Origin of the sequence: Furfurilactobacillus milii, from assembly GCF_021654115.1 — a bacterium.
GTDB lineage: Bacteria > Bacillota > Bacilli > Lactobacillales > Lactobacillaceae > Furfurilactobacillus > Furfurilactobacillus milii.
This window is the reverse complement of sequence record NZ_JAIWJF010000003.1, coordinates 123,107-144,697: the sequence shown is the minus strand read 5'-3', so window position 1 is coordinate 144,697 and position 21,591 is coordinate 123,107. Positions and strand designations below refer to the sequence as shown.

Here is a 21,591-nt window from a genome sequence, read left to right as displayed (position 1 = left end):
TCTGTATTATTTTCCGCAAAAAAAGAGGCTGTTACCAGCCTCTTTTTCAGTAATGATGTGTGCATTACAATGTTAGATATGAGTTGGGAAACCGATTGCGATATCCGCAGCTTCTTGAATCGGTTCACTCAAAGTTGGGTGTGGGTGAATGGTCAAAGCGACATCTTCGGCATTCATGTGTGAGTTAACTGCCAAACTTAATTCAGCGATTAAATCACTGGCATCTGGGCCAACAACCTGTGCACCAACAAGGGTGTTGTCTTCCTTAGTTGTGACCAAACGAACGAATCCATCTGCTTGATCCATTGAAACCGCCCGCGCATTCCCAGCAAATGGGAACTTAGCGGTGCTAACTTCCAAACCAGCATCTTTGGCTTCAGCTTGGGTGTAACCAACTGTGGCCAATTCAGGGTCTGCGAAACAAACAGCAGGGACACTTACATAATCGTTTGCAGTGTGGTGACCTGCGATTGCACCAGCGGCAACCTTACCGTTAAAGAAGGCTTTGTGTGCCAATGCTGGACCATTGTTCACAATATCACCGATTGCGTAGATATGTGGAGATGCCGTCCGACCTTGATCGTCAACGTCAATGAAACCATGTTTGTCAGTTTTAACATCCGTGAATTCAAGGCCAAGGTTGTCTGTGTTAGGCTTGCGACCAACAGTGACCATGCAGTAGTCAGCCTTGATTGTTTGAGCCTTGCCATCAACTTCATAAGTGACAGTCACAGAATTGTCATCCTGTTCAGACTTCTTAGCCATCGCGCTCGTAATAACATCAACTTTATGAGCCTTCAAGTTCTTGAGCACCAGTGAAACCATGTCTTTTTCGAAGTTAGGCAGAATCGATGGTGTGCCTTCAAGAATCGTTACGTGAGCACCGAGGTTAGCATAGGCACCGGCTAATTCAGTCCCGACATAACCACCACCAATAACAACCAGTTCCTTAGGAATCTCTGGTAAGTTCAGACCGCCAGTTGAATCGATAACCCGACCTTCAAATTTGAAGTTAGGAATTTCGACTGGTCGTGAACCTGATGCAATGATCAAGTCTTTGAAAGCCAGCGTCCGACCTGTGTCACGGCTCATGAACTGCTTTGGCCCAGGAGCAATAACACGTAATTGCGTGTCACTGTCTAGTGTGGCTTCACCACGGATCACTTCAACCTTGTGCTTCTTCAGCAACATGGCAACCCCGCTGGTCATCCGGTCAACAACCTTCTTTTGCTTCCATTCTTGCGTTTTAGCAAAATCGATTGTGGCTGGACCAGCTGTTGTAATGCCGTAAGTTGAGGCATCATTTGCTTCTTGTAAACGGTGACCAGCTTGAATTAACGCTTTTGAAGGAACACAACCAACGTTTAAACAAACACCGCCGAGCGTTTCTGATTGTTCAACCACCGTCACTTGTTGGCCAAGTTCGGCCGCCCGAATAGCGGCAACGTAACCGCCGGGGCCTGCACCAATAATCACCGTGTCTTTTTGTTCTACATCAGCCATTGTTAAATCATCCCTCCATTAACAGCATGTCTGGGTCGTGCAACAATTGCTTCAACTCGTTCAATGCGCGTTGTGCAGTTGCACCATCAATCAAACGGTGGTCATAACTCAGTGACAGCTTCAACATGTTACCAACAACGATTTCACCATCGTCGTTGACATATGGTTCTTTAGCAATCTTACCAACACCAAGGATCGCAACTTCTGGGTAGTTAATAACTGGTGTAAACCAGCCACCACCGATAGAACCAACGTTACTAATGGTGATGGAACCACCGGACATCTCAGCAGCTGACAGTTTGTTGTCTTGAGCCTTCTGGGTGTTATCAGCGATTTCTTTAGCAATTTCAAACATGCCCTTGGAATCAGCATTCTTAACATTTGGTACATACAGACCATGTGGTGTATCCGTAGCAATACCAATGTTGTAATAGTGCTTGTAAACAATTTCTTGAGTACTGTCATCAATTGACGCATTCAAGGTTGGGAAGTCCTTTAAGACGGCAACCAAAGCCTTGGCAACATATGGCAAGAAGGTCAAATGAATGTCACGGTCAGCGGCAATTGCCTTGTACTTCTTCCGGTTAGCCATCAATGCAGTCACATCGACATCATCAAATGACGTTACGTGTGGTGCAGTGTGCTTGGAGGTAACCATTGCTTTAGCAATCGCCTTCCGTGTCATTGACATTGGTTCACGTGTTTCAAGATCAGGCGTTGCTGAAACGTATGGCTTGATTGGAGCTGCGGCAGTGTCAGCGGGAGCACTCGCTGCGGCAGCTGGTGCAGCCGTGGTTGCAGCTGGTGCTGCACCATTCTTAGCGGCATCAACGTCGCTCTTTAATACCTGCCCATGCTTGCCAGTTGGGGCAACAATTGAAATATCGACATTGTTATCACGAGCGTATTGACGAACCGATGGCATTGCCAACACAAGTTTACTTGGGTTGCTCAATACGGGGTTCGGGTTGGCACCGGTAGCTGGAGCGGCTGGTGCAGCTGGTGTGGCAGCAGGTTCTGGCGCTGGAGCGGCACTTTCAGGTGCAGCAGAAGCTTCAGCTGGTGCTGCAGGCGCAGCGTCATCATCAGGTGTGTCAGGTGAGCCATCGTCGATCTCAACTAATGGATCGCCAATCTTAGCAGTTTCACCTGCTTGCATAAAAATCTTTTTAACAGTACCAGCAACTGGTGATGGTAATTCTGAAACGGACTTATCGTTTTGAATTTCTACCAGGGTGTCATCTTCAGCGACCTTGTCGCCTTCCTTAACATCCCAGGCAGCAATTTCGCCTTCGGCCATTCCTTCACCAAGTTCTGGCAATTTGAATTTGTAGGACATGGAATATCTTCCTTTCATCGAATTTACGGGTGAACCCGTCTGATCTGATTATCAAACGTCAGTATCAGTATGTGAGGATTTCACGAACCTTTGCTTCAATTTCAGCGGCATCCGGAATCCAGTCGTCTTCAGCCAAAGCAAATGGGTAAATGCTGTCTGGAGCGGCTACCCGTCCAATTGGGGCGTCCAATGAAAGAATGTCGTTTTCAGCGATATCAGATACAACTGTCGCACCGACACCAGCCATCCGTTGTGCTTCTTGAACCATCACAACATGATGCGTCTTGTCGATTGACTTGAAGATTGTGTCTGTGTCAATTGGTGATAGGGAAACCAAATCGATAACTTCAACTGAAATGTTTTCCTTAGCCAGTTTGTCAGCTACTTTCAGTGCTTCATTAACTTCAGCACTGTAAGCAACAACGGTGATATCAGTTCCTTCGCGAACCACTTTGGCAGTGTCCAACGGAACCGTGTACTTGTCGTCTGGCACTTCAGCCTTCATGGAACGGTACAACTTCAAGTTTTCCATGAACAATACGGGGTCGTTGTTTTCAACAGCTGAAATAATCAAGCCCTTTGCATCATAAGGATTGGAAGGTGTTACCACACGCAATCCAGGAACGTCAGTGAAGAAGCTTTCCAAGTTATCTGAGTGCATTTCAGCGGTATGTGTCCCACCACCAAATGGTGTCCGAATCGTGATTGGCATATTCTTTTCGCCACCGAAACGGAACCGTGTCCGTGACATTTGACCAGCAATGGAGTCGACAGCTTCAAATGTGAAACCCATAAATTGGATTTCAGGAAGTGGCCGCCAACCAGTTGCAGCTAGTCCCATTGCTAAACCAAGAATACCTGATTCAGCCAATGGTGTGTCAAATACCCGGTCTTCACCGTACTTGTCTTGTAATCCTTGAGTGGTACGGAAAACACCACCGTTTTTACCGACATCTTCACCGAAGATTAACGTCTTGTCATCGTCGCTTAAGACCTGATCAAGTCCGTCAGTAATCGCTTGAATATAAGTTTTCGTAGCCATGATTACTTCGACTCCTTTGCTTCAAATTCGGCAATTTGTGCCTTGATGTTCGGAGTTGGTACTTCGAACGTGTTCTTTAACATTTCAACATTTGTTTGTTTAGGTTCTGCATCGGCAGCTTTCAAGTCAGCCTTGAACTGCGTCTTGCATTCGTCAACATAGTCACTTTCCTGTTGATCGGACCAAAGTCCTTTGTCTTCTAGTACCTTACGCAAACGGATTAATGGGTCGTTATCGTGCCAAGGCTTTTCTTCTTCCTTAGTACGGTAACGTGAAGGATCGTCACCAGCTGAGCTGTGAGCACCGTAACGGTAAGTTAAGGTTTCAATCAACACTGGTCCATTGCCTGCGGCGGCGTATTCACGAGCAGCCTTAGCAACAGAATAAACAGCCAAGATATCCATCCCATCAACCTGAACAGAAGGCGTTCCGGCAGCAACGGCCTTTTGAGCTAATGTTGTGGCAGCTGTTTGCTTCTTCCGTGGAACAGAAATTGCAAAGCCGTTATTTTGAATGATGGCAACTAATGGTGCTTGGAAAGCGCCGGCAAAGTTCAAGCCTTCATACGTATCACCTTGCGAAGTCCCACCATCACCGGTGTAAACAAAGGCAACGTTGTTCTCACCGTTCTTCTTAATTCCTAAAGCAGCACCGGCAGCTTCAACGAATTGAGCACCGATAATAATTTGTGGCATCCATGCACGATACTTTGGATCATACTGATTACCCTTAACATGACCACGTGACCATAAGAAGCCTTTTTCAACTGAGCCACCGTGTTGAATCAGTTGTGGTAGGTCACGGTAAGCCGGGAACAAGAAATCCTGAGGTTCAAAAGCTGAGACACTACCCATTTCACTGGCTTCTTCACCAGCCGTTGGAGCGTAGAACCCTAACCGACCTTGACGTGAAAAGCTCATGGTTTGCTCATGTAAAGCTCGTTCCCAAACCATTTTCTTCATGAAATCAACCAGTTGTTCATCACTAAATGAGTCAAACACCTCTTGATTAACAACTTTGGCAGAACCGTCTAGAACTTGAACCATTTTGTATTCGCTACCGAGATTTTCCTTAATCGCAGCAAAGTCTACAATTGGCTTAGATGAATCGTTGTTTGCCATAATGCACACATTCCTTTCTTTTTCTGATGACAGCTTCCATCCGCTCACTGTCTAAGACTTGCAACAAGCAAATGTATGCGCTTTCATCTTTCACGGACAATTGTAACGCTATATAGAAATCGTTTGCAAGGGGTTTCATAATTGTTAAAAAGCTCACAATAGCCCTTGGCACAACCCATTTACTTGTGAAGTTTCTGAACATTTTAGGGGCTTTTTGTATAGCAACCAACCAATCGAACATAAAACGCTGTTACATGAACTTTTCCCCCGCGTATTAAATGTGCAATCACGTTTTCATACTTCTTTCACGTTTCACATGCCAATATTTTTATACTTTGAAAACAAATTTAATAACATTAAAATAAGTTTTCTTTGCGTTAGTTTTCACGAAGCGTTGTTAGCTTACTTAACGGACATGTCCGCTTTCAAAGGCTGAATCATCAGCGTTTTGCACCCATTGCTTGACTTCTGTTTTGATTTGTCTTCACGCTTAGCCATTCCGAAATTTCTAGCATATGGTACACTATTTGTTAGTAGTATATGAGGAGGAACAGCACGTGATATTAATGGACAACATTATTCGGGATGGTAACCCTACCTTACGCAAGTACGCTGACAAGGTCACCTTTCCACTTAGTCAGGAACACCAACAACTCGCAAAGGACATGATGGAATATCTGGAAGTTAGTCAAAATCCGGACCTTGCTGAAAAGTACGGTCTCAGAGCGGGAGTCGGTCTAGCCGCCCCGCAAGTGGATGTTTCCATTCAAATGGCAGCCGTTCTGGTACCCTCGCCTGTAGAACCAGATGATCCAGATAATCATGATGATGTCTTAAAGGCTGCCCAGGAAGCTCAAGACAACCCGGTCTTTAAGGATGTAATTATTAATCCCGTCATCGTTAGCCAATCTGTTCAGCTTGGCGCACTGTCCGAAGGTGAAGGTTGCCTATCGGTTGATGAAGATAAACCTGGTTATGTGCCGCGCGCTGATCGCATTACTTTACGTTATCAAGATGTTGACGGTAACGACCACAAAGTTCGGTTGAAAAATTATCCCGCCATTGTTTGTCAGCATGAAATTGATCATCTGCACGGTGTGCTATTTTATGACCATATTAATAAGGAACAACCATTTGCGGCCGAAGAAAACACCCTGTTGATTGGTTAAATACCTGGAGGTAAGCAATCATGGCATTTTCACCATTAAACGATGATCTTATTGCCCAGTTAAACACCGCCTCAAGAAAACTAACAGCGTTGCTCGACGATCAATTACGGCCGCTTAATCTCTCGGCAAGCAATTATTATCTCCTTTTAAAGATTGATGCCAAAACCGGTTTAACACAGGATCAGTTATATCGACGGATTTATCTCAGCCCAAGCAACGTTACGCGACGGTTGGACCAATTGATCAACTTAGGCTTTGTACGCAAAGTCAAAACGGATACGGATCGACGGGCATGGCGCGTTTTGCTCACCGATGACGGTGCCCATTTGATCGACAAAATAAATGATCAGTTACAGCGTGTTAATGACTTGACCTTTGCAGGCCTCAGCAATACAGAACTAACCTCTTTGTCGGCCATGTTGAATACAATTGACGACAACCTGAGTGAAAACTCGGCACATCATAATTAAATTTGAGTCAACAAAAACCGCTTTGAATTAGCAGCCATGCTAGTTCAAAGCGGTTTTGTTTTTAACGATACATGTAAAGCCGACTCCCTAGTGGTTTTCTTCAGCGTTGGAGGCTGGCATTTTTTCTGAAGGGTTAAGTCGTTTAAGATCCTGAACATATTCAATGGTAGATTCATTCATTAAATAGGCAACATCAATGTGCAATTGCCCCTCAAATAACCACAAATCAGTCACAACAAATGTGGGGTGACTCGTTGATAACCGTTTGATATGATTTTTAACTGCATACTCGCCCAGCGCATTGTTTAATGGGCGCCTTAAAGTTGGCAGTTGATCCGCTTGCAAATTGTCGGCAGTGATGCTGAACTCAAAGGCCATTACGCCGCGACCCCACACGTCAGCCACAGTATCCGACGCCGTAAAATGATTTTGGCTTTGACTCAAGGTGTGTTCGTCAGCCAACTGATTCAACGCACTCTTCATGGCGCTTTCTGTCGTCGCCTGAGCATCGTTACGAACAATGCTTGTCGCCCGGCGAATAATCAAGCGATGAATATAATGATAAATTAAATATGCGAGGATAATTCCTATAATAATGATTAGTGCCAGTTTCATTCAGAACCCCTCCATTTCTACACCCAATTTTACCATATCTTCTCGTCAGTAGCCGCTAGCTGACGGCAAAACAATCGATGTTTTCTGAAAATGATTCATTATGCTAGCAAGTAACTTTGTAAATGGGCCTGAATACACTGTCAGTGCGTCGTGTGAGTGTACATCGACCGCCGGCTATGGTAATATTGAACTCAAATGTTGTGTTCGCGCAACCGCTGTTCGGGAGAAAACACCTTAATTTTTCGTTTGTTAACCGCCTCGCTTAGGTGTGACGGTTCTGTTTTTCATACAATAAAAATTCATTATATATAGGAGATTTTTACACATGATTTTCAAAGTTTATTATCAAGAATCAAAAGTTCGTAACCCTAGACGGGAAGACACTCACTCATTATACATTGAGGCCGACAATGAGGCCGAAGCAATGAGCACCGTTGAAGCTAACACTGAGTACAATGTTGAATATTTAGAACCACTTGAAGGCAACGCTTTGGAATATGAGCAAAAAGGCGCCAACTACAAGTTAACGGAGTTTTAGCTTATGGCAAAACTCAATATTAAAAATAACGAAACCGCAGTATACGCAGTTGGTGGATTAGGCGAAATTGGGAAAAACACTTATGGTGTCCAGTTTCAGGATGAAATCATCATGATTGATGCCGGTATTAAGTTCCCCGAAGACGAATTGCTGGGAATTGATTACGTGATTCCGGACTACTCTTACCTTAAACAAAACGAATCCAAAATTAAGGCGCTTGTCATCACCCACGGACACGAAGACCACATCGGTGGGATTCCATTTTTACTCCAACAAATTCATGTACCAATCTATGCAGGTCCACTTCCAATGGCACTCATTAAAAACAAATTGGAAGAACATGGTTTGCTGGAAACAACTGAACTGCACGAAATCGATGAGGACACTGTGCTGAAGTTCAGAAAGACGAGTGTTTCGTTCTTCAGAACCACCCACAGTATTCCTGATACTCTTGGTGTCGCAGTTAAGACGCCTTCTGGGACGATTGTTCAAACTGGTGATTTTAAGTTTGACCTCACACCAATCAACACGCCGGCACCGAATTTGCAAAAAATGGCAAAGCTCGGCGAGGAAGGCGTATTGTGTCTGCTTTCTGACTCGACGAATGCCGAACGGCCAGAATTTACTAAGTCTGAACGCTGGGTCAGCCACTCAATCCACAAGTTGTTTGACAAAATTGACGGTCGAATCATTTTCGCCACCTTCGCGTCAAACATTTCACGTATTGAACAAGCTGCCGAAGCTGCCATTGAACATCATCGAAAAATCGCCGTATTTGGTCGGTCAATGGAAGCGGCCTTAGTTAATGGCCGTGAGCTTGGCTACCTTAACATTCCAGACGACGTGTTGGTTGATGCTTCCGAGCTTCGCAATATTCCAGCGAATGAAACTCTGATTTTGTGTACTGGCTCTCAGGGTGAACCAATGGCCGCCCTGTCACGGATTGCTAACGGTACCCACCGCCAGATTTCAATTCAACCAAATGATACAGTTATCTTTTCCAGTAACCCAATTCCTGGTAACACAACTAGTGTTAACCGGGTCATTAACGAATTGGAAGAAGCCGGTGCTGAAGTTATCCATGGTGCTGTTAATAACATCCATACTTCAGGACATGGTGGCCAGGTTGATCAGGAATTAATGCTTCGGTTAATCAAACCCAAGTACTTTATGCCAATTCATGGTGAATACAGAATGCAGAAGATTCATACACAACTTGCACAGTTGTGTGACGTTCCAGAAGATCACACGTTTATTCTGCAAAACGGTGATGTGTTGGCTTTAACTGCTGATTCTGCCCGGGTCGCTGGTCACTTTAACGCCGGTGATGTGTATGTAGATGGTAATGGTGTCGGTGACATTGGCAACGTTGTCTTACATGACCGTCAGATGTTGTCCGAAGAAGGATTAGTTGTCGTTGTTGCGACAATTGATCTTAAAAACAAGGAAATTCAGGCTGGTCCTGACCTTCTCAGTCGTGGTTTTGTTTACATGCGTGAATCTGGTGACATGATCAATGAAGGTCGTCGTCGTGTGTTCCGTACCATTCGTCGCGCAATGCGTGATGATAACGCCACAGAGGCCTCTATTCGAACAGCCATCATCGATGACTTGCAAAGTTTCCTGTATGAGAAGACTGAACGTCATCCGATGATTCTCCCAGAATTGATTATGACTAGCACAAATGCACCTCATAAAAAGGCTGCCACACATCATAATTCACCAGCACGGCGCGAAGTTAATGCCAAAGCTGAAACACAAGCAACAAATGAATAATAATTAGCCCAATTCAAAAAATCGTTGATTGCTGCCGGTTCTTCATCAGAGGAACCGGTTTTCTTATGCACAATGTTCTTTAAGAAACCTTAAACAACTACTAATGGTTCCACCTCATCCGTCGCTCATTTCGTATACTGAATAAAGAGAAAGTGTTTCGTATTGAGAGGAACTGTTATGACCCGTCACTTTTACGTCATTTTAAACCGTCACGCTGGCCGCGGTTACGCAAACAACGTTTGGCAAACGATTCAACCACAGCTGGATCAACTGGGAATTGAATATCAAATGAATGAAACAAAATATGCTGAGCATGCGATTCTCCTTGCTGAGCAGTACGCAAAACATCATGCAAATGTCCCTATGGGTTCACATATTGTTTTGGTCGTTGGCGGTGATGGTACTCTCAATCAAGCGCTAAATGGGTTAAAAAAGGTCGATATGGCAGCTCCTCTGCCATTAGCGTACATTCCTGCCGGTTCTGGCAATGATTTTGCCCGAGGTGCACAAGTATCCCGAAACCCTTCAAACGCGCTCAAACAGATTCTAACAGCTACTGAACCGGAAATGTTGGACATCGGTCATTACGATGAAACGACCCAACAAGAGCAACGCTACTTTGTCAATAATGTTGGCATTGGTTTCGATGCAGCAATTGTCAGTGCCGCCAATCACAGCACAAAAAAAAGCTGGCTCAACCGTCTTCACCTTGGCAGCCTGGCCTATATTGGACAACTCATCAAAGTGCTGGGGCAGCAAACTGCCTTTCCGGTTACAGTTCATGTTGGTAACCGTCGTGATATTTTTGACAATGGCTTTTTGGTAACCACTAGCAACCACCCCTACTTTGGTGGTGGCGTTCCCATTTTGCCTATCGCAAACGTTCATGATCGAAAGTTATCGCTCATTATTGCCGAAAAAACGATTTTACCAAAATTCATTTTCTTGTTTATCATGATGGCCCTTGGACGTCATCTGAATTTTAAAAACGTTCATCATTATCAGGCCGATCATTTACATCTAACAATATCGTCCTTGGAATACGGTCAGGTTGACGGGGAAGAAATGGGTAATCGTTTCTTTGATATTTATCTTTCCGTCGAACAGTATCCTTTTTGGTTTGCTCCTACCCGACATTCTAAGTAATGTCGCTAAATTTTTATCATTTATTTCATCGTGGAAAGTCTTACTAATCGCAGAGGAGTCTTGCACATGAACCATACATCAGCCGCATTGACTGCAGGCATTTACGGTATCGCTATCGGCGACGCCCTTGGTCAGTCAACACAATTCAAAAGTTACGAAAAGTTGCAGCAAAATCCGGTGCACGACATGCTTATGGGTGCCTATCAAACATTGCCCGGTACGTGGTCGGACGATACTAGCATGACACTTGCTACCCTAGCCGCAATTGCGGCTAACGCAACTGACACCGCTATTCCATTAGAGCCGGTCATGATTAACTTTATGGCCTGGTTAAACGATGCAGACTTCACCCCTGCTCATGAAACTTTTGATGTCGGTAACGGTACTCGTCAAGCACTACGTCATTACAGTGAAACACATGACCCTAGAGGCGCGGGTAGCGCCGATGTCAAAAACAACGGTAATGGTGCGCTTATGCGTATGTTACCAGTCGCACTATGGGCTATTCATCAATTGGACGAGGGTCAAACATTAGTAAACCGGCCAGAGCTCGTTGATCAAATTATCGGAGTTGCCGAACTAACACATCGCCATGCTCGTTCAACAGTCGCATGCTTACTTTACTCTGCACTCTTAACACGGCTTATTGAATCAACTGGTTGGACCAGTCAGTTTCTCACTCAAGCAGTCCAAGATGTGCAGCAAATCGTCCAGTCCCGTACGGAGTTAGCCGGCGAGCTACCCCAGTACAATCGTCTTCTTGATCCTGCTTTTTACAAACTGACTGCCGCTCAGCTTAACACCAGCGGCTATGTCGTTGACACTACAGAAAGTGTCTGGTGGTTACTCAACCACTTTACCGATTACCATGACCTTGTCCTGAACGCAATTAATCTTGGCGGTGACACGGACACCATTGCAAGCATCGCCGGTGGCCTTGCAGCAGTTCGAGGTGGCCTGACGTCACTTCCGCGGGAATGGCAGGACGAATTGCTTGGTCGTAACGTAATTGCCAACACAATCCATGACGCACTTCGATCAGGCAAGTACTGAAAACTAATTAAAACAACAAAAAGGATGACCGCCAAAAAATCTGGCGATCACCCTTTTTATTTGATTACATATTAATCTTCAGCAGCGTCCATGGCCTCGAGAATTGCATCCAGTTGGTCACACTTACCCCTGAGGGAATCGATCTGATCATGCGATGCCATCCGATGTGTTGACGCGCTCGATTCATCTTGAAGTTCCGCTAATTCATGTGTAGCTTCGCGGTATTCTTCAAGAATCTCTAACTTGTTACTCATCTTTAACACTCCATTTCATACTATAGGTCGACGACCCAGATTATGACGGAAGCAATTAAAGCTCCTTCAAATTCATAAGTGACTATAACACCTTTCGGCCAAACTGTGAACACTTTTGACCGAGGATTTTTTGCATCATTTTTGAAGTTTTTCAGTGTTCATTTTGAATTGATTTTTGGTTTTAAAATGTATATAACAATATTTTGCTCTAAAAGGATTTGTATCTGTAAAGGAACGATTCGGAATCAATGCTTGTAAAACGTTCAACTGACTTCAAAATTATTTTGTTTCCAAATTGTCATATTTCGACAATCGATTAAATGTCATACAAGTTGACCAGCAACACTTACAAACAGTCTATTTCATCATCGTTGAACTATCCAAACATCTCACTGGCGCAAACTCCCCGAGAAACTCGGCATAAAGTTTTGACCATCCATCGTGTACGTTTGAACGTTTTTACCTGGTTCAGGTGCTGCAATATACTGACTATCACCAATTGCAATGGCGTTGTGATATGTTGCACCCTGCGGCCCCCAGAACAAAACATCACCTGGTTGGGCGGCGTTAACGGGTTGAGCGTTAAAGTACGCTTCCTGCGCGACAGTATTGTGCGGCAACGAAACACCAGCCGCTGCGTAAGCCTGTTGAACAAGTCCTGAACAATCAGCACCTTGAGTCGACGCACCGCCCCAAACATATGGTACTTGTTGATTCTGATAATCAACAGCAGTCTGGACAACTTTTGTCCGTGTTGACTGATCAGCCGTGTAATTTGGCTGAGATGGCGTTGGTGCCGCACTAACTGCTGTTGTAGCAGCTTGTGACGTAATTGACTGAGTTGACTCGTTTGTTTGAGTAAACGTCGATGCTTGATCAGATACTGACGGAGCAGGTACCGCTTGTGAAGAAACAGAATCTGCATGCTTAATTGTCGCATTCGATGTTACGACGTTTGAAACATCACTATTAGATTGACTCTTCAACTGCGTCGTCGAACTGGAAACGGACGTTGCCGCACTGCTGGTCGTCACTTTTGAGGAACTCAACGTCGCGGTCTGTGTTGAAGTAGCAGTTGAACTAACGTGAGATGTTCCCGTTTTGTCTGCTGCCAAGGTTGAGATGACATTGTTAGTCGTTACAGCCTTAGTCTGCTGGCTTGTAGGTGCTATAGATGTCGTGGCTTTACTTTTACTTGCAGACACGGCTGAAACTGCAGTAGTAGATGTCGCAGCAGAAGTAACGACGGTTGAACTCAAACTGTCTGCACTAGCATTAGCAATTTTATCGGTTGAAGTTGACTTGAAATCACTTTGCACGACCGTATCATCTTTTGTCTGATCAACTTTAGTATCAAATGTAGAAACAAGGTTGACTGTCTTAAGAGCCTCTTCAGCCTCAATCGGTGCAGCCGAAGCAGTCGTTGCCGATGCTTCACTACTTGGCGTTGGTGGCTCCTCTAAGGACAGCTTCTGACCAACATGAATAATAGAACTAGTGAGTTGGTTATTGGCCATCAGTTCATCAACAGTGGTATCCTCTGCGGCCGCAATCGACCATAAACTGTCCCCTGTTTTGACTGCATATGTATGCTGTGGCGACATTTGAACGTTGACGGTTCGCAAAACTGGTTGCATAGTTTGAACCTTAACGTTATCCAGCGCACCATTATGTCCCGTATAAATGACAGAAGTTTGACGATCAGCACCGTCCTGAACCTTATTTAAGGTTTCTATCGATTGTAGTGACACATGTGTGTGTCGCGTATAACCTGACGCTGCGTTGCTTTTCTGCGCCTTAATTTGTGATGCAAATACAGATGATCCACCAGCTGCTAAAATGGCACTAACGGCCCCAATCGCAGCCAGAACACGATTACTTTGCTCTGTTCCCATTCTCAGCACTTCCCATGTTGTCTGAATTATGCTTAAAACATTAAGAAAAGTTTAAGCATGTCATATGTGTAGTATAACAGCCCTTTAACCAAACGGAAACCTCAATTTTATATGAATTGAAAATAAAAATGTGTCAATCAATAATGGGCGCTGTGCAGAACTATTATAGGCAGCACATCACCATTTAAAATGGGTTATTGCTATACACATATAAAAGCAAAATTCGACAAGTGTGCCTTCTGCTACTGCGCTTAAAACGTTGCTTTCTCCTTGCGTAGCGGCACCTAAATATTTAGCAACAATGTCAATTATCTAAAGTGGTCTATCAAACTCATAAATATAAAATGCATTATACAATATGCTATTTGTGGGCATAGCCATCGTATTTACACAATCTGTGGTCAAGACCACGGAAAGAAGCTTTTATCAGTGTCTTCATAATCAACATTGTTAGTAACAAAATTCGTTGATTTCAATGTTCAGCGCACTGGCATTAATCATCTCTAAATCATTGCTACACGAAAAAACGCTCTCTATTTTTTTAGAGAGCGCTTAATTGGTCTATTTTAATAAACTTAGGCGTTTTGTCCACCATCAATTGTAAATTCAGCGCCAGTAGCATACTTCGATTCATCAGAGCCCAGGAAAACACAGATATTGGCAATGTCTGACGGCTGTCCCATTTCTCCAATTGGAATTGTCTTAACAACAGAATCACGAACCTCTTCCGGAATGATTGCTGTGTCAACCCAACCTGGATGCACAGAATTGATTCGAACTTTCAATCCTTCATGGGCTGCAGATAGAGCCGCTGCCTTGGTCAACAGTCTTGTGCCACCCTTACTTGAAGAGTAAGCCGCTGCCATTGGTAAGCCACGGAGACCGGCAACTGAGGAAATGTTGATAATTGAACCTGCGCCACCATTCTTCTTCATCGCCTGGATACCGTATTTAACACCTAGGAAATTCCCGGTAAGGTTTACATCGATCACTTGTTGCCAGTCAGCTAATGATAAATCTTCCACAGGGCCATTCTTACCGCCAATACCGGCATTGTTAACGACAATGTCAACTTTCCCGAATTTATCTTCAGCCGCTGAAATAACCTTTTTCCAATCATCCTCTTTGGCCACATTCTGCTGAACAAACAGGCCTGCATCACCTAATTTACTGGCAACCTTTTGCCCACCATCAACATTATGATCTGCGGTCACAACAACTTTGGCTCCTTCTTTAACAAAGGCCTCAGCAATGGCTTGCCCAATTCCTGCAGCGGCACCTGTGACAATGGCGACCTTACCTGATAAACGCTCTGACATAATCTTTCCTCCTAATAATTGATAACATTATTCTATGCTCAGGTAAGGCAAAATGCACCCTTTTTGAACTTCATTACCGCTTTCACCAGATTTCGAACCGTTCACGCGCAAACCATTGTTTTTAAGCCGCTCGTTTAATAAGCTTAATTCATCAAATAGAGGTGATTCATATGAAAGTCACGTATCAACAAATTGATCAATCCGACACTTCCGTTGTCGTTTATGCCCGAGCGCAAACTGACAGTGTCACTAACTTGATTGGCTACATTGCCGAATATAACGAAGGTGACAATCAAATCGCGATTCACGAAAACGGCCGGATGAGCATTATTCAAATTTCAGAGATCATCACTGTTGAGGTTCAGAATAAGAACCTGACGATCACGACAACAAGCAACATTTTTCATGTTCGTGGCGCCCTATCAAAAATGATGGAAAAACTCACACAGTCTTTTTTTGCCGTAGTCTCGCAGTCCGCTACCATCAATTTAAGGTACTTGGACTCATTGGTAGCTTCTTTTTCTGGAACAATGACGGCGCATTTAAAAAACGGTCAGCAAATCGCTGTTTCTCGACGATTTGTCCCTTTACTACGCCAACGCATTAAAACATTGCAAGCACAAAAGTAAATAACAGCTTTGGAGGTTACATTATGGAACAAAAAATGACGAGTTTATTCAAAAGCTTTCTCACTTCTTTTTCAATTGGTAATTTTTTTATCGTCTTAAACCTATTAATTTCACGAATACCGCACGTTCGTCAACTGATTATTGAGGTGTGGCTATTTTGTCTAAGCCTCACGTTTATCAATCTACTACAGTGGTTGTCGATCAAACCAGTGATTAAATATGCATTGATTATTGTGTTTACATCAATTATCTATCTAATCTTTGCCGGCATCTTTCACTGGATGCCGTTGACGACGGTTAGCATTTCACTCACATTTGTTGGCTTTGCCACTTGGTATATTGTTTCGTGGCTTGGATACTGGCTGTATTCACGCTGGTTAGCCAATAGCGTAAATCACGACTTAAAGACGCAACAGTGATTTTCTACCATAAAAAGGCTATTGTCGGCGTGTCAGTTTGATAACGGATGAAGAATAACAGATGATTGCTTTTGAATGTTAATAGTAATAAATTAATAATATAATCATTTTTATCAAATAGTTTAATATGTTTGGGAGATGGGATCATGTCAGATAAAAATAATGCTGAAAAAGCTATTGATTCGACGCCCGCAGGAGCCGGTACCACTTTAGGAGCGCAACAAGGCTTACATGCAGAACATAATACAACCATTCAGCTTATCGCACTGTGGATCGTTATTATCACTTTGATTGGCGTATTGATTGCTGCTGTGTTTGGTGCTTTTGCAGTTATGAACATAATGTTGGGCCTAGCGGTGCTTAGCGGCATTGTTTACGGTTTGACGGAATGGCGATTTGGCAAAAGATAAGCGTATTTATCAGTATTTTGTTATTGGCAACTATAAAAGGACACAGATCAAATGACGATTATTGTAATCGCTTGATCTGTGTCCTTTTATAGTTGCCAAACTTAACGAAGTTGTCCCTCTAACAGGGCAAAGTAAATCGTTAAAATAAGCAGATCTGCCGAGCCACCGAGACTCAAATTACGTGACAAAAATATTTCGTTCAGCTGCTTTAAGAAAACTTGACCAGCTGATGTTCGACTGCCACCTAATTTGAAATAATGATTGCTTTGAACGTGCATCCAATCAGTAATTTTTGCGTCACCAGCCCGTTTGATTAAATTTGAATCATCCGTGTTGCCGGCAATACGCATTAATGTATCAAGCAAACGTTCCATCGTTTTTCCCTGACGTTGCCGTAAAAATGGCAATGCTAGTTCAACCACAGTTGGGAAACCCGCCTCCGCTTCACCACGAATACCAGCCTTACCATACTTTAGAAATTGGCGTTCCCCGGCTGTTAACGACGCCGGGGAAATTGCCTTGATCTTTTTGAAGTCATTTTCAGTTAATCCTTGAAGCATTTGTTTGGTAATGACAATAACTTCATTTGTCGCATATTTGTCATTAACAGTTAGTTGCTGTGCCGTAGCCGCAACTAATACGCCCAATGAAAAAACCGCACCTTTATGTGTGTTCACACCATTCGTCGTTTCAAACATCGTCTGCTCGGCATGCTGGCCCAAACATCGTAGCTGACCGAACAGTTCAGGCAATTCACCTTCCGTTTGTTCAAAATGCTGACCCGCAAGCGCGCATTGATGCAAATATTCACGTAAACTAGTTGCACTATCAATGAAGGTGAACACAGTCATATCAGGATGCGGACCAGCGGAAACAGGATCGACTAAGCCAGGCTTTGGATTCACCGCTACTTCATAAAGAAGCGCCCTTTCACCTACTTGTGAAAGTGTTGACGCCAACTGTTGAGCGCTCAAGTCAAGCGTCATAGCAATTGTCCTCCGAAGTAAGCCGTATACATGTCAGCAATGTGTGCCTGCAATTCTGTCACACTGTGACGACGGGAACGAGCACAATCTTTAGCTGGCCGACCGCAAACTAAACAGGTCCGGGCGGGCAAACCAAAGTTAGTCCGCGATAACGCTCGGGCTCCGCCATCACTACCCATCAATACATCAGCATCAAACAAACGACCTAACGTAAAATCATCTTCAAACGAAACTGCCAACTTTTTGACCAGATCAGCTTTCATATCAACAACATAAAACGCCTCTGAGCCTGTCGGGCGGTCCCAATGTTCGTCATCAATGATGACATACTGGTGTTGAGTCATCATGCTTCTCAATTGCCCCTCACCAGCTTTAAATAACTTTTCTAAAGCGTCATTATTTTTAATTGGTCCGGGAATATTCATTTTTAAAGCCACCACTGTTCTCCCCGGGTATTTGGCAACTAAACTTTGCTGGAGCGCCACACGCTCATCTTTATTTGCCAATACGTCATCGATTGTTTGCGGTTCACCAGTTGAAAAAATATCTTCTGCCACGACTTTCTCCCCGTTCCTCTTCAAATTACGGTTAACAGTTTACGCCTACCCATCATTTTTGTCTCGTTCGCCGATTAATACTTGTCAATAACAAAAAACTGCTATCAGCGATTTTTGCACCAATAGCGGTCTTTAAATTTAATGCATCTTTTAACTTTTAAGAAGCGAATTTCCCGTACAAATTATTTCGCAAAACCGACAACTGCCTTGGCAACCGTCTGAACAACCCCATCATCGAATACCCCTGGTACAATATGATCCGCTGTCGGATGTTCAACTAAGCTAGCGAGGGCCTTAGCCGTTGTTGCTTCTAAGACAAACGTGACGTGTTTAAGACCGCTAGCCAGTAACCCCTTATATAATCCAGGAAAGACCAAAATGTTATTAACTTGGTTTGGATATTGACTAGAACCTGTCGCAATAACTGCTGCACCGGCCTCTTTGGCAACTGCTGGATCAATCTCAGGCACTGGGTTGGCCAGACCAAAAATAATCGGCTGATCGGCCATATTGCGTACATCATCACCGGTGAGCACGTTTGCATCAGATAATCCGACAAACACGTCTTGGCCCTTAATGCCCTCTTGCAATGTGGTGCCAGTTGTTTGCGTGCCCAATTCTCGCGCCAAACCACGTTGAAATTTGTTATAACGGTCATCATCAGGCGTAACGACACCATGAATGTCAGCCAGTGTAATATGTTTCACACCAGCAGCAAACAACAATCGAGCAACCGCAATCCCAGATGCCCCGGCTCCGTTAATCAAAATGTGCAAATCGTTAAATGGTTTATTCACGACTTTTGCCGCATTCAAAAGACCAGCCATTACTACAATGGCTGTCCCTTCTTGATCATCATGATAAACCGGAATGTTGAGTTCTTTGCTTAACCGGTCTTCAATCTCAAAACATCTTGGCGCTGCAATGTCCTCTAAATGAATACCTGCAAAACTACCCGCAATGTTTTTAATCGTGCTGACGAATTCGTCAGTGGATACCTGAGCAACTGATAATGGCAAAGCATTAACACCCGCTAAGTCTTTATATAATAACGATTTACCTTCAATAACCGGTAGTGCACCTGCCGGACCAATATTGCCAAGACCTAAAACGGCCGAACCGTCGGAAACCACGGCTACCAGCTTACCGCTTAACGTATAGTGATCCCGCAAAGTTGGGTCTTTGGCCAACATCTTTGAAATTGTAGCAACCCCTGGTGTGTACGCTTTGCCCAAATCCGATCGATTTTTAACCGCCATTTCGGACTCAATGCCAAGAACCCCATTATGTAAAGCATGTAACTTTAATACGTCATCTAATTGATCCGCCATGTGTGCGCTCCTTCGTTTATTCTGTCTCTAATATACACCGCTTTTAAAAAATATCAAAATTGATAGACTTTTTTAAAACATTTTAACAGGCCTAAAAATAACAGTAAGGCTAATTGATTGTTGTTTTATTGGTCAGTCTGTAGAATGAAACTGTTAATATAATTCGCTTGGAGGGCTATAAAATGGAAAAAGACGCACGACCACGGACAACATATCATACGACAATTGTTAACGAAGACGGCGTTTCTGGTCACACGTTTGCTCAAGGTAAGAACCGTGTCGATCTACAGATTCGGAATACAAACGACGACACCAACGGGACTAATCCTGAACAACTACTCGGAATGGCCTTAGCCACCTGTTTGAACGCCACTTTTGAGGCCATTGAGAAACGCGATGGTTACGAGCATCAAACAAAGGTACGAGTAGACGTTGATCAAGCTCATGATACGCACGGTCTTCAATTCTTTGTCGATGTGTACGTCTACATTCCAGAATCAGAAGTGGACCGTAAAACCGCACAGGCGTGGTTTGATCTCGCCGAAAGTCGCTGCCCTGTGTCAAAATTAGTACGTGGCAGCGATAACGTCACGTTCACGCTTGTCGATGCGTGGGACGATGGTGCAAGTACGGTTCTCTAAAATTGCCATTAACACGGGTATTACGCCATATAAAAAAACCAATCCTCAAGCACGAGGATTGGTTTTTTGGTCTACCATCTAATTAAACGATATTTAACAGTCTCACTATCCATTAAAACTAATAATTCGAACCAATCCAACCACAGTGCAAATGAATATAACACCGCTTGCCAGCCGCAAAGTCTGCGGGAGATAATTCGAATTCAAAACCACAATTGTTCACGTGACGAATACGCATTAGCATCGTGGGATGACCAGTATATTCCGTTTTCCACTCGTAATCTTGCCCATCTGGCGCTTCTGCAAGTACCTGCTCAGCATAATTTAACGTTTTCTCCATTGCTAACCTGCCCTCTCTTTAAGTAATGTAATGCGAACTATTTTTGCTTGCTCATAATATCACATAATTCAAGCCTATCCAAATAACTCGCTCAACGGAAGGAAACTCATATGGTTTTGTTTGTCAAAGAATCACGCATGCGGAAGCTTTTCCAGAAAACTCAACAATGCCGCATTGGTTGCCGCACTTTGTTCTGCCATCAAGATATGACCGGCACTCGGAATAATAACTGACTGACCATGAGCAGCCATCTTAGCAGTTACAGCGGCAAATTCAGGGTTAAAGTACGGTGATTCGCCCCCCGCCATCACTAACAATGGCACGTTTAACTGGCGAATCACATCGCGCCAATCTGCAAAAGCATGATCAAACAAAAATGGTTCATTGAGTGCTGCATCGTATGGGTACGTGGCAGCCACAGCCGTTACAAGTTGATACGTATCATCGTCAATATGCTTAAATGTAGACGGTCCCAACGGCATTCTAAAAAAGTCTGGAAAGTCAGCCCAAGTTACATCTTTAAACCCAAACTTCCAATCCGCCTCATTGATCATTTTGGGACTTTGATCTAAATCAATCACTGCGGTGACGTTTGCATCCCCAAATAATGACAAATAAGCAAAAATAGTCGCTGCGCCCATCGAGTTGCCCAGCAAGATGGGCTTTACGAGGTGCAATTTATCGATCACTTCCGCAAGATCCATACCGTGGCGGCTAATTCTTAATCCTTTGGCAGTATGTTGCGAAGCGCCTTGATTGCGGGCGTCCACATTGATGACCCGATAGCCAGCTGAAACTAGCGCTGAAACCTGGGCGTGCCAAATTTCTTTTGCACCGCCTAGGCCAGTCAAAATAACAACCGGCTGTCCTTCGCCCTCATCCGTATAATCCAACCTGACGTGATCACTCGTGGTTATTATCATGTCTGCCTCCCTAGTGCCTTTATTGTCATTAGCATATCACATCCCCCTAAATCCCCGCGTTTAAAATAATCAATCATCCCTCGACAATTAAAAAAAGCCAATCCCGACAAACGGC

General features: G+C 43.9%; 23 protein-coding genes. 10 read left to right on the top strand and 13 right to left on the bottom strand.

All coding sequences use genetic code 11. From position 1 onward, the window contains the following. Nucleotides 1-72: 72 nt before the first annotated feature. From lpdA to pdhA, 4 genes are all read right to left on the bottom strand, one after another. Complete coding sequence (lpdA, locus tag LDK34_RS05140; RefSeq protein ID WP_236941541.1) at nucleotides 73-1,503, bottom strand: dihydrolipoyl dehydrogenase; 1,431 nt, start codon at nucleotides 1,501-1,503, stop codon at nucleotides 73-75. Between the two features lie 7 nt (nucleotides 1,504-1,510). Next, nucleotides 1,511-2,842, bottom strand: coding sequence for a 2-oxo acid dehydrogenase subunit E2 (locus tag LDK34_RS05135; RefSeq protein ID WP_236941540.1), 1,332 nt, complete (start codon nucleotides 2,840-2,842; stop codon nucleotides 1,511-1,513). A 64-nt stretch (nucleotides 2,843-2,906) separates the two neighbouring features. After that, the gene (locus LDK34_RS05130; protein WP_017262044.1) at nucleotides 2,907-3,884 is read right to left on the bottom strand and encodes an alpha-ketoacid dehydrogenase subunit beta; all 978 of its coding nucleotides are present in this window, start codon (nucleotides 3,882-3,884) and stop codon (nucleotides 2,907-2,909) included. 2 nt (nucleotides 3,885-3,886) lie between these two features. Beyond that, nucleotides 3,887-5,005, bottom strand: coding sequence for a pyruvate dehydrogenase (acetyl-transferring) E1 component subunit alpha (gene pdhA, locus LDK34_RS05125; protein WP_178942392.1), 1,119 nt, complete (start codon nucleotides 5,003-5,005; stop codon nucleotides 3,887-3,889). Between the two features lie 557 nt (nucleotides 5,006-5,562). On the opposite strand from pdhA, the gene LDK34_RS05120 reads away from it, so the two are divergent. Both LDK34_RS05120 and LDK34_RS05115 read left to right on the top strand, forming a co-directional pair. Then, nucleotides 5,563-6,174, top strand: coding sequence for a peptide deformylase (locus LDK34_RS05120; RefSeq protein WP_161003065.1), 612 nt, complete (start codon nucleotides 5,563-5,565; stop codon nucleotides 6,172-6,174). 20 nt (nucleotides 6,175-6,194) lie between these two features. Continuing rightward, entirely contained in the window at nucleotides 6,195-6,644 is a 450-nt protein-coding gene (locus tag LDK34_RS05115; RefSeq protein ID WP_178942391.1) for a MarR family winged helix-turn-helix transcriptional regulator, read from the top strand. Between the two features lie 87 nt (nucleotides 6,645-6,731). Here the strand turns inward: LDK34_RS05115 and LDK34_RS05110 are convergent, their stop codons facing one another. Next, on the bottom strand, nucleotides 6,732-7,259 hold the full coding sequence (locus LDK34_RS05110; protein WP_236941539.1) for a hypothetical protein: 528 nt from the start codon (nucleotides 7,257-7,259) through the stop codon (nucleotides 6,732-6,734). Between the two features lie 325 nt (nucleotides 7,260-7,584). Between LDK34_RS05110 and LDK34_RS05105 the strand changes: the two genes are divergently transcribed. The 4 genes from LDK34_RS05105 (at nucleotide 7,585) to LDK34_RS05090 (ending at nucleotide 11,772) form a co-directional block, all read left to right on the top strand. Continuing rightward, entirely contained in the window at nucleotides 7,585-7,797 is a 213-nt protein-coding gene (locus LDK34_RS05105; RefSeq protein ID WP_178942389.1) for a DNA-directed RNA polymerase subunit epsilon, read from the top strand. 3 nt (nucleotides 7,798-7,800) lie between these two features. Further along, a complete protein-coding gene (rnjA, locus tag LDK34_RS05100; RefSeq protein WP_178942388.1) occupies nucleotides 7,801-9,573 on the top strand; it encodes a ribonuclease J1 in 1,773 nt (590 codons plus the stop codon). 177 nt (nucleotides 9,574-9,750) lie between these two features. Next, a complete protein-coding gene (locus LDK34_RS05095) occupies nucleotides 9,751-10,719 on the top strand; it encodes a diacylglycerol/lipid kinase family protein (RefSeq protein WP_178942387.1) in 969 nt (322 codons plus the stop codon). A gap of 66 nt (nucleotides 10,720-10,785) precedes the next feature. Next, entirely contained in the window at nucleotides 10,786-11,772 is a 987-nt protein-coding gene (locus LDK34_RS05090) for an ADP-ribosylglycohydrolase family protein (RefSeq protein WP_178942386.1), read from the top strand. 71 nt (nucleotides 11,773-11,843) lie between these two features. Here LDK34_RS05090 and LDK34_RS05085 read toward each other — a convergent pair whose 3' ends face one another. The 3 genes from LDK34_RS05085 to LDK34_RS05075 form a co-directional block, all read right to left on the bottom strand. Continuing rightward, the gene (locus LDK34_RS05085) at nucleotides 11,844-12,026 is read right to left on the bottom strand and encodes a hypothetical protein (protein ID WP_017262054.1); all 183 of its coding nucleotides are present in this window, start codon (nucleotides 12,024-12,026) and stop codon (nucleotides 11,844-11,846) included. 389 nt (nucleotides 12,027-12,415) lie between these two features. After that, nucleotides 12,416-13,921 carry a C40 family peptidase gene (locus LDK34_RS05080; RefSeq protein WP_178942385.1) on the bottom strand — a complete coding sequence of 502 codons (1,506 nt, stop codon included), beginning with the start codon at nucleotides 13,919-13,921 and terminating at the stop codon, nucleotides 12,416-12,418. A gap of 575 nt (nucleotides 13,922-14,496) precedes the next feature. Then, nucleotides 14,497-15,240, bottom strand: a complete 744-nt coding sequence (locus LDK34_RS05075) for a glucose 1-dehydrogenase (RefSeq protein ID WP_161003058.1) — start codon at nucleotides 15,238-15,240, stop codon at nucleotides 14,497-14,499. A 170-nt stretch (nucleotides 15,241-15,410) separates the two neighbouring features. Here LDK34_RS05075 and LDK34_RS05070 point away from each other — a divergent pair, with 170 nt between their 5' ends. The 3 genes from LDK34_RS05070 (at nucleotide 15,411) to LDK34_RS05060 (ending at nucleotide 16,698) form a co-directional block, all read left to right on the top strand. Continuing rightward, nucleotides 15,411-15,869 carry a LytTR family DNA-binding domain-containing protein gene (locus tag LDK34_RS05070; protein ID WP_178942384.1) on the top strand — a complete coding sequence of 153 codons (459 nt, stop codon included), beginning with the start codon at nucleotides 15,411-15,413 and terminating at the stop codon, nucleotides 15,867-15,869. A 23-nt stretch (nucleotides 15,870-15,892) separates the two neighbouring features. Beyond that, nucleotides 15,893-16,288 carry a DUF3021 family protein gene (locus LDK34_RS05065; protein ID WP_178942383.1) on the top strand — a complete coding sequence of 132 codons (396 nt, stop codon included), beginning with the start codon at nucleotides 15,893-15,895 and terminating at the stop codon, nucleotides 16,286-16,288. A gap of 146 nt (nucleotides 16,289-16,434) precedes the next feature. Next, the gene (locus LDK34_RS05060) at nucleotides 16,435-16,698 is read left to right on the top strand and encodes a hypothetical protein (RefSeq protein WP_178942382.1); all 264 of its coding nucleotides are present in this window, start codon (nucleotides 16,435-16,437) and stop codon (nucleotides 16,696-16,698) included. A 101-nt stretch (nucleotides 16,699-16,799) separates the two neighbouring features. On the opposite strand, the gene LDK34_RS05055 is transcribed toward LDK34_RS05060, so the two are convergent. The 3 genes from LDK34_RS05055 to LDK34_RS05045 all read right to left on the bottom strand — a co-directional run bounded on the left by LDK34_RS05055 (nucleotide 16,800) and on the right by LDK34_RS05045 (nucleotide 19,572). Then, nucleotides 16,800-17,684 carry a triphosphoribosyl-dephospho-CoA synthase gene (locus LDK34_RS05055; protein ID WP_178942381.1) on the bottom strand — a complete coding sequence of 295 codons (885 nt, stop codon included), beginning with the start codon at nucleotides 17,682-17,684 and terminating at the stop codon, nucleotides 16,800-16,802. Continuing rightward, nucleotides 17,681-18,241 carry a citrate lyase holo-[acyl-carrier protein] synthase gene (gene citX / locus LDK34_RS05050; RefSeq protein WP_178942380.1) on the bottom strand — a complete coding sequence of 187 codons (561 nt, stop codon included), beginning with the start codon at nucleotides 18,239-18,241 and terminating at the stop codon, nucleotides 17,681-17,683. Before citX ends, LDK34_RS05055 begins: the two co-directional genes overlap by 4 nt. Before the next feature lie 182 nt (nucleotides 18,242-18,423). Next, a complete protein-coding gene (locus LDK34_RS05045; RefSeq protein WP_236941538.1) occupies nucleotides 18,424-19,572 on the bottom strand; it encodes an NAD(P)-dependent malic enzyme in 1,149 nt (382 codons plus the stop codon). 182 nt (nucleotides 19,573-19,754) lie between these two features. Here LDK34_RS05045 and LDK34_RS05040 point away from each other — a divergent pair, with 182 nt between their 5' ends. Continuing rightward, the gene (locus tag LDK34_RS05040) at nucleotides 19,755-20,213 is read left to right on the top strand and encodes an OsmC family protein (RefSeq protein WP_017262063.1); all 459 of its coding nucleotides are present in this window, start codon (nucleotides 19,755-19,757) and stop codon (nucleotides 20,211-20,213) included. A 118-nt stretch (nucleotides 20,214-20,331) separates the two neighbouring features. Here the strand turns inward: LDK34_RS05040 and LDK34_RS05035 are convergent, their stop codons facing one another. After that, complete coding sequence (locus tag LDK34_RS05035; protein WP_178942378.1) at nucleotides 20,332-20,553, bottom strand: hypothetical protein; 222 nt, start codon at nucleotides 20,551-20,553, stop codon at nucleotides 20,332-20,334. A gap of 131 nt (nucleotides 20,554-20,684) precedes the next feature. After that, nucleotides 20,685-21,476 carry an alpha/beta fold hydrolase gene (locus LDK34_RS05030; RefSeq protein WP_178942377.1) on the bottom strand — a complete coding sequence of 264 codons (792 nt, stop codon included), beginning with the start codon at nucleotides 21,474-21,476 and terminating at the stop codon, nucleotides 20,685-20,687. Between the last annotated feature and the right edge of the window lie 115 nt (nucleotides 21,477-21,591).